The 14,280-nt window shown below is 64.4% G+C and carries 12 protein-coding genes; 9 read left to right on the top strand and 3 right to left on the bottom strand.

All coding sequences use genetic code 11. The features are described 5' to 3' along the window. Positions 1 to 16: 16 nt before the first annotated feature. The 4 genes from frdA to frdD are packed head-to-tail and all read left to right on the top strand — an operon-like array spanning position 17 to position 3,311. A complete protein-coding gene (gene frdA / locus M2320_RS16275) occupies positions 17 to 1,801 on the top strand; it encodes a fumarate reductase (quinol) flavoprotein subunit (RefSeq protein ID WP_264598176.1) in 1,785 nt (594 codons plus the stop codon). Further along, positions 1,794 to 2,534: a succinate dehydrogenase/fumarate reductase iron-sulfur subunit gene (locus tag M2320_RS16270; RefSeq protein WP_264598175.1), complete on the top strand. Its 741-nt coding sequence runs from the start codon at positions 1,794 to 1,796 to the stop codon at positions 2,532 to 2,534. Before frdA ends, M2320_RS16270 begins: the two co-directional genes overlap by 8 nt. 4 nt (positions 2,535 to 2,538) lie before the next feature. Then, positions 2,539 to 2,937 (top strand): fumarate reductase subunit C, encoded by a 399-nt coding sequence (locus tag M2320_RS16265; RefSeq protein WP_184427230.1) that lies wholly within the window; start codon positions 2,539 to 2,541, stop codon positions 2,935 to 2,937. Further along, positions 2,934 to 3,311, top strand: a complete 378-nt coding sequence (gene frdD, locus M2320_RS16260; RefSeq protein ID WP_264598174.1) for a fumarate reductase subunit FrdD — start codon at positions 2,934 to 2,936, stop codon at positions 3,309 to 3,311. The genes M2320_RS16265 and frdD overlap by 4 nt, the downstream gene beginning before the upstream one ends. Before the next feature lie 293 nt (positions 3,312 to 3,604). Here the strand turns inward: frdD and M2320_RS16255 are convergent, their stop codons facing one another. Both M2320_RS16255 and M2320_RS16250 read right to left on the bottom strand, forming a co-directional pair. Then, positions 3,605 to 3,919, bottom strand: coding sequence for a hypothetical protein (locus M2320_RS16255; protein ID WP_264598173.1), 315 nt, complete (start codon positions 3,917 to 3,919; stop codon positions 3,605 to 3,607). A 124-nt stretch (positions 3,920 to 4,043) separates the two neighbouring features. Then, the gene (locus tag M2320_RS16250; protein WP_264598172.1) at positions 4,044 to 4,571 is read right to left on the bottom strand and encodes a hypothetical protein; all 528 of its coding nucleotides are present in this window, start codon (positions 4,569 to 4,571) and stop codon (positions 4,044 to 4,046) included. Positions 4,572 to 5,405: 834 nt separating this feature from the next. Here M2320_RS16250 and rsgA point away from each other — a divergent pair. Further along, complete coding sequence (rsgA, locus tag M2320_RS16245) at positions 5,406 to 6,488, top strand: ribosome small subunit-dependent GTPase A (protein WP_264598171.1); 1,083 nt, start codon at positions 5,406 to 5,408, stop codon at positions 6,486 to 6,488. A 375-nt stretch (positions 6,489 to 6,863) separates the two neighbouring features. Here the strand turns inward: rsgA and M2320_RS16240 are convergent, their stop codons facing one another. Next, entirely contained in the window at positions 6,864 to 8,447 is a 1,584-nt protein-coding gene (locus M2320_RS16240) for a glucan biosynthesis protein (RefSeq protein ID WP_264598170.1), read from the bottom strand. Positions 8,448 to 9,201: 754 nt separating this feature from the next. On the opposite strand from M2320_RS16240, the gene M2320_RS16235 reads away from it, so the two are divergent. From M2320_RS16235 to M2320_RS16220, 4 genes are all read left to right on the top strand, one after another. Beyond that, complete coding sequence (locus M2320_RS16235; protein ID WP_264598169.1) at positions 9,202 to 9,759, top strand: GNAT family N-acetyltransferase; 558 nt, start codon at positions 9,202 to 9,204, stop codon at positions 9,757 to 9,759. A 111-nt stretch (positions 9,760 to 9,870) separates the two neighbouring features. Further along, the gene (locus M2320_RS16230; protein ID WP_264598168.1) at positions 9,871 to 11,304 is read left to right on the top strand and encodes a homospermidine synthase; all 1,434 of its coding nucleotides are present in this window, start codon (positions 9,871 to 9,873) and stop codon (positions 11,302 to 11,304) included. Positions 11,305 to 11,362: 58 nt separating this feature from the next. Continuing rightward, positions 11,363 to 12,454 (top strand): CorA family divalent cation transporter, encoded by a 1,092-nt coding sequence (locus M2320_RS16225; protein ID WP_264598167.1) that lies wholly within the window; start codon positions 11,363 to 11,365, stop codon positions 12,452 to 12,454. Between the two features lie 106 nt (positions 12,455 to 12,560). Beyond that, positions 12,561 to 14,216: a Na/Pi cotransporter family protein gene (locus M2320_RS16220; RefSeq protein ID WP_264598166.1), complete on the top strand. Its 1,656-nt coding sequence runs from the start codon at positions 12,561 to 12,563 to the stop codon at positions 14,214 to 14,216. Positions 14,217 to 14,280: the final 64 nt, after the last annotated feature.

Here is a 14,280-nt window from a genome sequence, read left to right as displayed (position 1 = left end):
GTGAACGGAGCCCGCCGTGGAGATCTTTGAGGCTGACGTCCTGATCATTGGCGCGGGCGGCGCCGGCCTGCGGGCGGCGATCGCCGCGACGCTCGCCGATCCCTCGCTCACCATCGCGCTCGCCTCGAAAGTGCTGCCGATGCGCAGCCACACGGTCGCCGCCGAAGGCGGCTCCGCCGGGGTGATCCAGGCGCACGATTCCCTGGAGAACCATTTCAACGACACCGTGCATGGCGGCGACTGGCTGTGCGAGCAGGATGTGGTCGAATATTTCGTCAGCCAGGCGACCCCCGAACTGATCCAGCTCGAACATTGGGGCTGTCCCTGGAGCCGCAAGCCAGACGGCGAGATCAACGTGCGCGCCTTCGGCGGCATGAAGATCGAGCGCACCTGGTTCGCGGCGGATCGCAGCGGGTTTCATATCCTCCACACGCTGTTCCAGACCTCGACCAAATATCCGCAGATCAAGCGTTTCGACGAAGCCTTCTGTCTCGACCTGCTGGTCGCCGACGGGCGCGCGCAGGGCGCGGTCCTGTTGTCGCCCTCGACCGGCGCGTTCACGACGATCCTGGCGCGCTCCGTCATTCTGGCGACCGGCGGCGCCGGACGCGTGTTCCGGCAAAACACCAATGGCGGCATCGTCACCGGCGACGGCATGGCGCTCGCCTACCGCCATGGCGTGCCGCTGCGCGATATGGAATTCGTGCAATATCATCCGACCTGCATGCCGGGCTCGGGCATCCTGTTCAGCGAGGCCTGCCGCGGCGAAGGCGGTTACCTCGTCAACAAGGACGGCTATCGCTATCTGCAGGATTACGGTCTCGGCCCGGTCACGACCACGCCGCGCAACAAGACCATGGAGCTCGGCCCGCGCGACCGGCTCAGCCAGGCCTTTTGGCAGGAGGAGCGCAAGGGCCGCACCCTGACCACGCCGAACGGCGAATCCGCGGTTCATCTCGACCTCCGCCATCTCGGACTGGCGAAATTGAAGGAGCGCCTCCCGCTCATTCGCGGCCTCGCCATGGAATTCATGGGGATCGATCCCGCGGACACGCCGATCCCGGTGCGTCCCGCCGTGCATTACACCATGGGCGGCATCATCACCGACATCCAGACCGCCACGCCGCTCGCCGGCCTGTTCGCGGCGGGCGAATGTTCCAGCGTCGGCATCCACGGCGCCAACCGGCTCGGCTCCAATTCCCTGGGCGAACTCACCGTATTCGGCCGGGTCGCGGGCGAGCAGGCGGTGAAATTCGCCAAGGAGGCGCCGGCGGTCGTTGCGAACAAACTCGTCGATCAGGCCAAGGCCGCCGCCGCCAAGGCCGTGGCGCTGCGCGATCAGAAAGGCGGGGGCGAGCGCCATTCCGTGTTGCGCAAGGAAATGGCGGCGACCATGGAGCGGGGCTGCGGCATTTATCGTCTCGGGACGGAAATGCAGGAGACCTGCGACAAACTCGCCGAACTCAAGCAGCGCGCCAAGGCGATCACGCTCGACGACCATTCCGACGTCTGGAACACCGACTGGCTCGCCGCCATCGAACTCGGCTACCAGCTCGACGTCGCCCAGGCCATGGCCCATAGCGCGCTGGAGCGCAAGGAATCGCGCGGCGCCCACCAGCGGCTCGACGGGTTCGAAAAGCGCGACGACGACAAATATCTGGCGCACAGCCTCGCCCATTACCGCGGCGACGGGCCGCCCGAGATCAGCTATGGGCCGGTCAAGATCACCAAATCTCAGCCGGGGACGCGCGCCTATGGCGCGCTGGGCGAACAATTGGAAAAGGACGGGACCCATGCCTGACCCCGCCAAGAGAGAGCTGCGCATCCTGCGCTACCAGCCGGGCGTCGACGCGGCGCCGGCCTTCGGAACCTTTTGGGTCGAAAACGCCGAAAACCTGTCGGTGCTGGAGGCGTTGCAGAGCATCAAGGACACGCTCGACGGCTCGCTGGCGTTCCGCTGGTCCTGCCGCATGGCGGTGTGCGGCTCCTGCGGCATGATGATCAATGGCGCGCCCAAACTCGCCTGCTCCACGCTTTTGCGCGACCTGCCGCCCGGCCCGGTCACCGTCGAGCCGCTCAACAATTTTCCCATCGAGCGCGACCTCGTCATCAGCGTCGGCGGCTTCGTCAAAAAGATCGAGAGCATCTACCCCTACATCATCCCCAAGGAGCCGCGGACCATCGCGCAGGGTCCGTATCTGCAGACGCCGGCGCAATTGGCGGCCTATGAATCCTTCAGCGACTGCATCAATTGCATGCTGTGCTACGCCGCCTGTCCGCAGTTCGGCGAGAACCCGGATTTCATCGGCCCCGGGGCGATGGCGCTGCTGCAGCGCTACAACGGGGATTCGCGCGACGCCGGGCGGCAAAAGCGCCTCGACGCCATTCATGGCGAGGACGGGGTGTGGTCCTGCACCGCCGTCGGCATTTGCTCGGAAGTCTGCCCGAAGAGCGTGGACCCCGCCAATGCCGTCAATCAGAACAAGACCAACAGCGCCTTCGACTTTTTTCTCCGCTTCCTGCGAAAGGAATAGCCCCATGAACGAGAGCCGACCCTACCGGCGCCCGCAGCCGGGGAATTGGTGGGCCAAGCCGCCCTATCGCGCCTATACCGCGCGCGAATTGAGCGGGGTGGCGGTCGCGATCTATGGCGGCGTGCTGTTCGCGGGGCTCGTGAGCCTTGCGCGCGGCCCGGAGAATTGGGCGGGTTATGTCGGCTTTCTGAAAAGCCCGACCTCGCTGGCGCTGCATGTGCTGCTGCTGGCGGCTGTGGTTTATCACGTGATCACCTGGTTCCAGACGCTCCCCAAAACCATGCCGAAGCTGATCGTCAACGGCGAGGCGGTTCCGGCGAAAAAGATCACGGGACTCGCCACCCTGCTCGCCGGCGCGACCTCGCTGGCTCTGGTGCTCGTTGTGCTGGGAGTGACTCGATGAGCGGACCCGCCAGAGACAATCCCCGCAGCATCTCGCCGATCTTCTGGCTGCTGTTCGGCGCGGGCGGCATGGTTTCGGCTCTGTTCGGACCGGCCCTCATTCTCATCACCGGCCTGCTCGCGCCGACCGGAACAGGGATTCCCGAAAGTTTTTTGAGCTACGACCACGCGCTCGCCTTCGCGCGAAACCCGATCGGAAAGTTGGTTTTGCTGGCGGTGATCGCCCTGTTTTTCTGGCACGGGGCGGAAAGGCTTTTTTTGACGCTCAAGGACATGAAGGCCGGGCCGAGCCTCGTGCTGAAACTCGGGACCTATGGCGTCGCAGCCGCCGTGACGCTGGCGACGATCGGCCTGCTGCTGGCGATCGGGTTTTAACTCCCGTCCTATGCCCCGGCCTCGCGCCGGGCATCCACGCCAAGCCGCGACGCCAAGCCGCGCGACCAAACGCGGAGCGCTTAAGACCTCGACGCCGTCATTGCGAGGAGCGCAGCGACGAAGCAATCCAGGCATCACGCGAGCGACGACTGCGTTTCGCGAAAGACGGGCCCAAAACCCGCAATTTTGTAAAAAGTGAAAACCAATCCCCCACGCTTGACAAACGCAATTTTTTTGTTCCTGTTATGTTCCACGTGAAACGTTTTTGCATAATCCATTGAATAATATAAGCTTTATTCGACGCCCACCGAAACCGCCACACCCCGGTCGCCGCAACAACCTCGGAGTTGCATGCGCGAAAACCGACGTTTTTTGCGCGTTTTTTGCATGAAAATGCGGAAAACAACACGATTTCCGATCAATTCTTTCGTGCGGATTTCAACTTTTGGTAGAAATTCCCAAAAAACAGCCTCTCGGAGCGCCAGCGAACAGCGCCAAAACAAGATCACAGAAAAGCTTTGGGCGCCGGTCTGGAATCGGCGGGAAGCGGACGAACAGGAGCGCCACCGCAACAGGTCAGTTTGCCACCGTAAACCGTCCTTCGTCATGGTGCCCCGTCGGCTTGCAAAAGGTCTATCTCTTGCAAGCGAGAAATCCGTAAGCCAGACTGGAAACTCCGCGTCCGCTCCGTTCGTGATAGCTAGCCCAGGTCTCAGGCGCAGGCCGCCCTTGTCATTCCTTTGCTTGCTCCGCCCTTAGATAAGCGATGTCGCTCATGCCTTCTTCAACGCAGACGAGCGCCTTGTTCTTTGCTGCCTGTAGACTATCCTGCCAACGCCCGAATTCGGGGCTGAAACCTGCCTCGTCACGGCAGCTGACAATCCAACGTCCTTTGCTCTGCGGCGACAAGAACACGGTGTAGCCCTCGACCTGCGCAGAAACAGCGCCGGTCGGAACTCGGCTCCATTCCACGTTCGGATGTCGCGCCTTGAGGCGGCGATGTTGCCTGAGCAACATGCGCACGATGACGAACATTTCGCCTGAGACACGCGTTTCACCGGCGATCATCCGCTGTATGCCGCGCAGGATGGTTTGATAGGGCCTGTAATCCCCTCCCTGTTTCTTCATGTAATCAGCAAGCTCGACTGGGCTTAATCCGAGTTCGGCAAGCGCTGTCCGCCATTCCTCGGCGATTTCCTCGTGGGTTAGAGGTTCCTTGAAGAAGCCTACGCCTTCGTCAATCTCATTTTCTGCCAGCATGTCGTTCTCTTTCGTCAAATCAGGCGATTCATGACGACATTTTGTCATTTTCGCAAGCGATTTTGTCGATTGGATACGCCGAGCGCGAGATTATTGGACTAACCTCGAAGTCGTGCTGCGCGACACGTTGAACCGGCGCACAAGATCGGCCTGCGTCGCAGCGCCATTCGCCAGCGCCTCGTGGGTATCTTACAGATTGCCATACGACCGGCAGATCTCGGCTCACGACGAGACGCTCACCGATCCTATCAGGAATGTCCCCTTCGAGCCGGACTCGAACGTAGAACCGTCACCGTGGCAACGACCCCGCGACGCTCAAGGCTCTACGCTCCTGATCGGCGGTTTGCGGGCGGTGGCTTAATGGAAGCTCACGGGGTGTTGTGGACGTAAGCGGACAGAAGAAACGCTGCCGAGAACGTCGTGGTTAATGTTCGACGGCAACACCTTCGTCGGTGGCGTTCGCAAGAGCTTGCGGATTGGCCGCAGCACATCCGCTCGCTCGTCCTGTTCATGGCGTTCAGCTCACAGGATGATCCAAACGCCCAATAGGTCGGAGAAATGGGAAACGTCCTGCCCGCGCGTATGAAGCAATTGACTTCGCGCGTAGTCAGGAACAGAATCAGTCCAACTCTGCCTGTGGAGATTGTATGGCCCGCTGAGGCGGGGAGGACGAGGGTCCTCCCAAGACATCAAGACGATCGGATCGTGACGTTCGCTGATCTGCGAGCTCGAGATCGTTTGTGTCCTTCCATTATCCCCCCATGCCGCAACCGCCTCGGAGCCGCACCGCCGGTCCGACATCGGCGCGTTGCCCAGAGTTGAAAGTTCGCCGCCATGGCGCGAGACGTTTTTCGCACATTTCCATCAACGCTTCATCGCAACACTCTGGATCGAGAGCCCACGGCCTTGCAGCGGCTGGGCTGGAGCGCCAGTTTCTCCAGCCAGATCGACATCGAGGTTTTGGCGCGCATGCCGCCCGCCCGCGTCGTCGCCGTTCACCGCAGTGGCCTCGAAGCGCGCGGCGACGATTTCGAGGTTTTTTTGCCGCCGCGCCCGGATGTGACAGTCGGCGACTGGCTGCTGGTCGACCGGGGTCGGCCGATGGCGAGCCGTCTGCTTGAACGAAAAAGCGTTCTGGCGCGCCGGGCGCCCGGCACAGGTCGCGATGTCCAGCTCATCGGCGCCAACATCGACACGCTTTTCGTCGTCACCTCCTGCAATCAGGATTTCAGCGTCGCCCGGCTCGAACGCTATCTCGCGCTGGCTTTCGAGGCGAAGATCGAGCCCGTCCTCCTGCTCACCAAGGCGGACCTGATCGCCGATCCCCGCGCCTTCGCCGATGCGGCGGCGGCGATCGATCCGCGCGCCTGCGTGGTCGCGCTCGACGCGCGCGGGCCGGACCCTGCGCAAAAACTCGCCCCCTGGCTGAGGCCGGGGCGCACGCTGGCGTTTCTCGGCTCCTCCGGCGTGGGCAAATCGACACTGGTCAACGCGCTCTGCGGTGAGCCGGTCGCGGCGGTCTCCGGGGTGCGCGAAAGGGACGACACGGGACGTCACACCACCACGCACAGACGGTTGCGCTTTCTGGCCTGCGGCGCGGCGGCGCTCGACACCCCAGGCCTGCGCGAGCTGCAACTGACCAGCGTCGACGCCGGCCTCGCGGAGGTTTTCGCGGACATAGATGAGGCCGCGCGCCACTGCCGGTTTTCGGATTGTCGGCACGAAACGGAGCCCGGTTGCGCTGTCCGCGCCGCAATCGACGCGGGCCAAGTCGATTCCGCACGGCTTGCGCGCTGGAGAAAGCTGGTCGCAGAGGAGGCGTTCAATTCCGCCAGTCTGGCCGAACGGCGGCGCAAGGATCGCGAATTTGGCCGCGTCGTGCGCGCCGTGTTGCGCGACAAACTCAGCAAGCGCTGAGCGGGAGCGCCTGACAGGCTTCCAATACATTGACGGGCGCCTCAAGTGGGCGCCCGGCTCCAGTTCCATTCCGACCAGAATGGCCGATGTGATCGCGCGTCTTGCAAGCGAGATATGAGCTTGAGAATAAATTGCCTTGAATGACCGCTGATCCGCAAGTTGCGCCAGGGCGGACGGCTGCCCGCGGAAAGTGTCGGTTCCACAGAGACGCGAATGTCGGTATTGCGATGCAACTCTATGTCGTCATGGCCGGGCGTCGTCCCGGCCATCCACGCGGCGCCACAATGCGACCTGCCGGAGGGTTTTTCCTGGCGGGCCGGCGTGGAAGCCGCGCCGCAACCAGGGCAAGGATCGAGGCTCCCGGAAAAAGCCGCCCTATTCCGCGATCCAGGGAATCAGCGCGGTCTCGGTGAGCGCGCGCGGCCCCGCGTGCAAAAAGGCGCGGATTTCCACGGACACGCCCGGATCGGTCTGCACGTCGATCATCGCTCTAAACCCCTGCACATGCGGGTTGGGCGCAATAAACGTGCGCAACACTTTTGCGCGCGATGCGGTCGCGGACACCTCAACCTGGCTGGGATCGCTGAGGAAATAAGCGAGGTCGCCGCCGGCGAAATCGAGGATGAACCGCCGCGAGCCCACGCCGACCTGCTCCGACGAGCCCAAAGCCTTGGGAACCGTCTTCCACACATTGACCAGACGGCCGTTGGGCGAGAGATCGGCGGCTTCGAGCAGCGAGCGGATGCGATAGGAATAGTAGAACGGTTTTGCGGCTTCCGGGCGATTCTGCGGCGTCCAGTAGGCGACGATATTGTCCGCCGTCTCGTCCTTGGTCGCGAGCTCCAGCAGTTCGATGCGGCCCTCGCCCCAGTCGCCGTGCGGCTCGACAAAATAGGTCGGACGCGTCTCATAGGACAGTTCGATGTCCTGGTAGCGGTCGAAATTGCGGTCGCGCTGGACGAGGCCAAAGCCCTTGATCGACTTGTCCTCAAAAGTCGACATGCCGCCGATGCGCGGCGCCCGCAGCGGCCGCCAAATCCATTCGCCGACGCCGGTATGCATGAGCAGTCCGTCGGAATCGTGCAGCTCCTGCCGGTATTCCTCGGGCGGGCGCGGGCTGTCCTCGCCGGTGAAGAACATGGAGGTGAGAGGCGCCAGGCCGAATTTGACGTCGGGGCGGCGCGGAATGATCGCCGCCGTCACTTCCATCACGCTTTCCACGCCGGGATAGAGGTCGAAGCGGTAGGCGCCCGTCACCGAAGCGCTGTCGAGCAGCGCGTAGATCGTCGCCCGCTCGGCCCCGTCGGACACGTCGATCCAGAACTCGCGGAACAGCGGAAATTCCTCGTCGTCGCCGCCGGTATTGACCGCGAGCCCCCGCGCGGAAAGCCCATAGGATTGGCCGCGTCCCAGGAAACGGAAATAGGTGGCGCCGAGGAAGGAGACGAGTTCGTCATTACCCTTGGCTGAGTTGAGCGGGTAGTGCAGCCGGAAGCCGGCAAACCCCAGATTCACCGGCAGATTGTGGTCGAACTTGTTGCGGCCGTAGTCGAACAGGTTGGCCGAATAGGGAATGGGCGTGGCGATGCCGTCGCGGATGGTGTTGACCACCACGGGCCGCGTGTAAATGAAGCCGGGATGGAACAGCTGCAGGCGGAACGGGCCGACATTGAGCGGCGATTTCTCCGCCTTGAAGCGAATGTCGCGATAGGAGTCGAAATCGAGCTTCCCCAGAGCCTCCGGCAATTTCGGCGGGATGGCGTCATAGGGGGCGGCGGCCAGTTCCTTGGCGCGTTTGAGCACGTCCTCGAAAGTGAATTTCTGCGGCTGCGGCGGCTGGCCCTTGTCCGAGGGGCCGAGCTGGGCATAGGCGGGCTTGGCCAGAGCCGGCGGCGCCAGCGCGGCGGCCCCAGTGGCGGCGAGGACGCTGAGGACGAAACGGCGATCAAGGGAGGGCATGTGCGACTCGGGGGCAATACAATACTATTGTCTTGCTGGTAGCGGGCTTTTCGGCGTTCGGCAAGGCGTTGACGCCCGCACGCGCAGCCCTGGGGATGACATTTTCTCCATACCGCGCCGTCCTGCCGCGCGCGCGGGCGGCGGCGGCGCGAAAGAGTTGCGGCTGCGGCATTTTTTCCCTTGCATCCCAGCGCATTTGGACTATCTCTCCGCTTGCCCAAATCGCACGTGCCTGTGGTTGCGCGTCGGTTGAAAAACCGGCGGCCGGATGCGAACCGGCGGACCCCTCGGGGGATCGCGACTTGAAGCAACGACGGACCGGGCTTTTTCGTCTCTGTCGGCCTCCAAAGCCGGCGTACCGAAGAGGCTTGTCTCTCTTGCCGCACGCGCGTGGGTCCTCCCATCGCACACGGCGCAGCACCGGGTTTTCCGCCAGGGAAACCCTGGATGACCTTGAAAACAATGCGTTCGCGTCTCCATCGCGCGGGCAGATTAAGGCTCAGGGCTCATCCGCTCGAAGTTGGTCTGTGGCGCTCAAGCGCCCTTCGAAGGGATGCCGCGATGCATGAACTGTCTTACCTCCCGAGGTCGCGACGATGGCGATGCGCGCGATGACTCGCGCCATCGCAAGACCGACCTGCTCTCGATGAGCCCCTCCCGAATCTGACATTTCAGTTCGCGTGACGCCTCCTCCCGCCGGCTCTTGGGCCGTCGGAGCGCACTCTCGACGCCACATTGACCTTGGGAGGTCACCATGCATCCGCTCCCCCTGCCCCAGGGCGAAAAAATCCTGATCCGGGACGAAGTCCCGCGCGACGTCTTCGCCCGCGAAGTCCTGCTGGACAAAGCGTTCGGCCTCACCCGCGCCCGCAAGTCCAGCGAGAGGCTGCGCGAAAACCGCCTGCCCGCCGAGGGCCTCGCCTTCACCGCCATGCGCGACAATGTGCTGGTCGGCACGCTGCGGCTGTGGGACATCGAGACCGGCGACGGCCGCAAGGCGCTGCTGCTCGGCCCGATCGCCATTTCCGCCTCGATGCGCTCGCAGGGGCTTGGCGGCCGGATGATCCGCATGGCGCTGGAGAAGGCCGCGGCGCTCGGCCATGACGCCGTGATCCTGGTGGGCGACGAGCCCTATTACAAAAAATTCGGTTTTTCCTGCGCCCCGATGGAGGCGCTGGACATGCCGGGTCCCGTCGACAAGGCGCGTTTTTTAGGCCTCGAGCTGCGCGAGGGCGCGCTCAAGGGCGCTTCCGGCGTGCTGCGGGCCACGGGGCGACCGGCGCCGGTCGCGGCGCGCCGCAAGGCGGCCTAAAACTCTCACGGAACTGTCGCAAAGCTGTGCAACAGGGGCGAAGGCTGGAGTTTGACTCCAGCCTTCGCCTTTGCCATCTAGCCGGCAAACTTTCCCGCACAAGGACGAAAAATGACCAAATCGCCCATCCACGGCCGCATCAGCGGCCCGATCGTGATGATCGGCTTCGGCTCCATCGGCAAGGGCGCCCTGCCCCTGATCGAGCGGCATTTCGAATTCGACCACGCCCGGCTGACGGTCATTGATCCGTCCGACGCCGATCGCAAGCTGGTGGACGAGCGCGGCTATGAGTTCGTCCACAGCGCCGTCACCAAGTGCAATTATCGCGAATTGCTCACGCCGCTGCTGACCAAGGGCGGCGGCCAGGGCTTTTGCGTCAACCTGTCGGTCGACACCTCCTCGGTGGCGATCATGGAGCTGTGCCGCGAGATCGGCGCGCTCTACATCGACACGGTGGTCGAGCCCTGGGCCGGCTTCTATTTCGACAAGACGCTCGGCGCGAGCGACCGCACCAATTATGCGCTGCGCGAGACCTTGCTGAAGTCCAAGCGCGAAAACCCCGGCGGCCCCACCGCCATTTCCACCTGCGGCGCCAATCCGGGCATGGTCTCCTGGTTCGTCAAGCAGGCTCTTGTGAACCTCGCCAAGGATCTGGGCGACACGGCGCCCGAGCCGAAGACGCGCGAAGACTGGGCGGCGCTCGCCCAGCGTCTCGGCGTCAAGGGCATTCACATCGCCGAGCGCGACACCCAGCGCGCCCGCAATCCCAAACCGCGCGGCGTGTTCGTCAACACCTGGTCGGTGGAAGGTTTTGTTTCCGAAGGCATGCAGCCGGCGGAACTGGGCTGGGGCACGCATGAAAAATGGATGCCGGACAACGGCCGCAAGCACGAGACCGGCTGCGGCGCCGCCATCTACCTGCTGCAGCCCGGCGCCAACACCCGCGTGCGCAGCTGGGCGCCGACCCCCGGCCCGCAATATGGTTTTCTGGTGACCCACAACGAGTCCATCTCGATCTCGGATTATTACACGGTGCGCGGCGCCAAGGGCGAGGCGGTCTATCGCCCGACCTGCCATTACGCCTATCACCCCGCCGATGATGCGGTGCTGTCGCTGCACGAAATGTTCGGCGCCGGCGGCGTGGTGCAGGAGAAGCATCACATTCTCGACGAGCACGAGATCGTCGACGGCATTGACGAACTCGGCGTGCTGCTGTTCGGCCATGCCAAGGGCGCCTATTGGTACGGCTCGCAGCTTTCGGTGGAAGAGACCCGGCAATTGTGCCCCTACCAGAACGCCACGGGCCTGCAGGTCTCCTCGGCCGTGCTCGCCGGCATGGTTTACGCCCTCGAAAACCCCAACGCCGGCATTCTTGAGGCCGACGAACTCGACTACAAGCGCTGCCTGGAAGTCCAGACTCCCTATCTCGGCCCGGTCATCGGCGTCTACACCGACTGGACCCCGCTGAAGGGGCGTCCGGGCTTCTTCCCCGACGACATCGACGAGAGCGATCCCTGGCAGTTCCGCAACATCCTGGTTCGCTGAAAATTTGTTTCGCGCCGGGCCTCAAGCCCGGCGCGCCCGCCATCAAAGGCGCAAATCCATGTCCGTCGACCGACTAAAACCCGCGTTGGAAACCGGCCTTCCCGGCTGCGTCTGGATCATCCGCTTCGACGCCTCCGGCCATGCCGAGCCTGGAACCGCCGACGACCTGCGCGGTCTCGGCACGTCGGACGCCGAAGGGTTCATCTGGGCGCATCTCGACCATGTCGACCGGCGGATCGACGACATTCTCCACCACATCCCCACTTTGTCGCAGGAAGCGCGCGACGCGCTCAGCGGTCAGGTCGACCACCAGTTCGTCGAACGCGCCGAGGGCGTCGTCTCCGGCGCGATCATCGACCATCAGATCGACATCAACGGCGCGCGGATGGACTCCGATTTTCTGCGCTTCGCCTGCGGTCCGCGCTTTCTCATCACGGCGCGGCGCGCCGCGCTCTATTCGGCGCAGACCACCCGCCGGGCGCTGGCCCAGGGCGCCAAGGTCGAAAGCCCGGGCGTGCTGCTGGAGATGCTGGCGTCGCACATCTGCGACTGCACGATGAAAATGTGCCGCGCCATCGCCAAGACCCTCGACCAGATCGAGGACAATGTGGTGATCGAGGGACGCGGTCGCGACCAGCGCGCCGGGCTCGGCCGGGCGCGGCGCCAGGCGGTGCGCATGGCGCGGCAGGTCAGCGGCCTGCACTCGACCTTCGAGCGCATGGAGGAGGAAGCGGACGAGCAACGCGACGAGGAATTCGCGGCCATCGCCTCGGGCCTGGGCCAGCGCGCCGCCTCGCTGACCCGCGACGTCAACAACCTCCAGGATCGCGCCCGCATGTTGCAGGACGAGATCAACGCCATTCTGACGCTCGAGACCAACGACCGGCTGTATCTACTGACCCTGGTCACCGCCGTGCTGCTGCCCGCGACCTTTGTCACCGGCTATTTCGGCATGAACACCAAAAACCTGCCCTTTGCCGAGAGCGACCACGGCTCGCTGTTCGCCACTTTGGTCTGCATCGCGGCGGCGGCGGGCACGCTCATCATGCTGATGCGCTGGGGCCTCGCCGCGCCGGACGCCAAGACCGACAAGACGAAGACCGACAAGCCGAAGAGCGAGCAGCGGGACCGAAAAGCGGCCCGCGGTTAAGGCCGATCCATTCCGCGCGAAACTTTCGGCGACAGGCCCGGTTTGATGCTGGGCTTGTTTGCGAATAGTCTACAGCACAACTAGACTTTTCCGCGCGGAGGACATGATGACCTTTCCGCTGACCTTGTTGAATCTCGCCGGCGCCGTCGCCCTGCTGCTGTGGGGCTCGCATATGGTGCAGTCCGGCGTGCAGCGCGCCTTTGGGCCGCGCCTGCGCGATGTCTTGAGTTCGGCGCTGCGCAACCGTTTCCGCGCCTTCGCCGCCGGCCTCGGGGTGACCACCCTGTTGCAAAGCAGCACCGCGACCGGGCTGATGACCTCGGGCCTGTGCGCCGCCGGCGCCGTCGAACTGGAGGCGGCGCTGGCGGTGATGCTGGGCGCCAATGTCGGCACGACCGTCGTGGCGCAAGCTTTTTCCTTCGACATCGCGGCTGTCTCGCCGGCGCTGCTGCTGATCGGCGTGATGCTGTTCCGGCGCGACGGCGGCCGAAACCGCGACGCCGGCCGCGCCCTGATCGGCCTTGGCCTGATGTTCCTCGCCCTCGGGCAATTGCTCGACATCATGACCCATTATGAGGATTCACCCAATCTGCGCCTGCTGTTCGGCGCCATCGGCGCGGAGCCGGCAGTCGATGTCCTGCTCGGCGCGGCGCTGACCTGGGCCTCGCATTCGAGCGTCGCCACCGTGCTGTTCACCATGTCGCTCGCCGCGCGCAGCGTCGTCCCGCCGGACGCCGCCTTCGCCCTGGTGATCGGCGCCAACATTGGCGCGGCGATCAATCCGCTGGTCGAAGGCGTGCGCGGCGACGACCCCGCGGCGCGGCGGCTTCCGGTCGGCAATCTGCTCACCCGGCTCGTCGGGGGGACATTGGCTTTGGCGCTGCTCGCGCCGCTGGGGCGGTTCATGGTGACGCTCCAGCCCGACATCGCCCGCGTCGTCGTCGATTTCCACACTTTGTTCAATCTCGCGATCGCCCTCGTTGTCTTCCCGTTGCTGACCCCTTTTGCCGCGCTGTTGCGCCGCCTGCTGCCGCAAAAATCCGATCCCGCTGATCCCGCTTTGCCGCTCTATCTCGACGCGCCCTCGCGCGAGTCCCCGGCCCTGGCGCTGAGCGCCGCGGCGCGCGAAGCGCTCCGTCTCGCCGATCTGGTCACGGAGATGATCGCCGGCGCCCAGGCGGGCCTGCGCGACAGCGACCGGCGCCAACTCGCGGACACGCGCCGGCGCGCCGCGACGGTTGCGCGCCTGGCGGCCGCCATCCGCGCCTATCTGGCCTCGCTCGACAGCGAGGACTCGCGAGACGAGGACGAAGAGCGCCTGCGCATCCTCCTCACCTTTGTCGCGCAAATGGAGCAGGCGAGCGCGGGATTATCGAAAAACCTGATCGGCGCCGTGACAAAACATCTGAAGAAAACCGTCGCGGTCCCCGAACCGCTGCGCGGCGAAATTCTGGCCATGCTCGACCGCACCGCCGCCAATGTGCGCGCCGCCTGCGCGCTGCTGATGAGTGACGACGTTCGCGCCGCCCATCTGCTGCTCGACGAAAAAACCTTGTTCCGCGATTTGGAGGCGCAGGCGACGCAAGCCCATTTCAACGCGCTCGCGGCGCGAACCGACGATCCCGCCGAGGCCAGCGCGCTGCGGCTCGAACTGGTGCGCGGCCTGAAACAGGTCAACGGCCACATCATCGCCGCCGCCTATCCGATCCTCGACCGGCGCGGCGAGCTGCTGGCGACCCGGCGCGCCGCCAACGCGCCGTGACGACGGAGTTCGCGGCAAACGTCTTGACTTAGGTTAAGCCTGACGATTAGGCAATTCCGAGCAT

The organism is Rhodoblastus acidophilus (genome assembly GCF_025961575.1).
Taxonomy (GTDB): domain Bacteria; phylum Pseudomonadota; class Alphaproteobacteria; order Rhizobiales; family Beijerinckiaceae; genus Rhodoblastus; species Rhodoblastus acidophilus_C.
Note: the sequence above shows the minus strand (reverse complement) of the source record. Positions and strands in the feature narration are given on the sequence as shown.

What these genes read in the sequence shown, in the direction of transcription:
- M2320_RS16270 (WP_264598175.1), top strand. Translation starts at nt 1,794, where the DNA reads ATGCCTGACCCCGCCAAGAGAGAGCTGCGCATCCTGCGCTACCAGCCG.
- M2320_RS16265 (WP_184427230.1), top strand. Translation starts at nt 2,539, where the DNA reads ATGAACGAGAGCCGACCCTACCGGCGCCCGCAGCCGGGGAATTGGTGG.
- frdD (WP_264598174.1), top strand. Translation starts at nt 2,934, where the DNA reads ATGAGCGGACCCGCCAGAGACAATCCCCGCAGCATCTCGCCGATCTTC.
- M2320_RS16255 (WP_264598173.1), bottom strand. Translation starts at nt 3,919, where the DNA reads ATGACGAAGGACGGTTTACGGTGGCAAACTGACCTGTTGCGGTGGCGC.
- M2320_RS16250 (WP_264598172.1), bottom strand. Translation starts at nt 4,571, where the DNA reads ATGCTGGCAGAAAATGAGATTGACGAAGGCGTAGGCTTCTTCAAGGAA.
- rsgA (WP_264598171.1), top strand. Translation starts at nt 5,406, where the DNA reads ATGGCGCGAGACGTTTTTCGCACATTTCCATCAACGCTTCATCGCAAC.
- M2320_RS16240 (WP_264598170.1), bottom strand. Translation starts at nt 8,447, where the DNA reads ATGCCCTCCCTTGATCGCCGTTTCGTCCTCAGCGTCCTCGCCGCCACT.
- M2320_RS16235 (WP_264598169.1), top strand. Translation starts at nt 9,202, where the DNA reads ATGCATCCGCTCCCCCTGCCCCAGGGCGAAAAAATCCTGATCCGGGAC.
- M2320_RS16230 (WP_264598168.1), top strand. Translation starts at nt 9,871, where the DNA reads ATGACCAAATCGCCCATCCACGGCCGCATCAGCGGCCCGATCGTGATG.
- M2320_RS16225 (WP_264598167.1), top strand. Translation starts at nt 11,363, where the DNA reads ATGTCCGTCGACCGACTAAAACCCGCGTTGGAAACCGGCCTTCCCGGC.
- M2320_RS16220 (WP_264598166.1), top strand. Translation starts at nt 12,561, where the DNA reads ATGACCTTTCCGCTGACCTTGTTGAATCTCGCCGGCGCCGTCGCCCTG.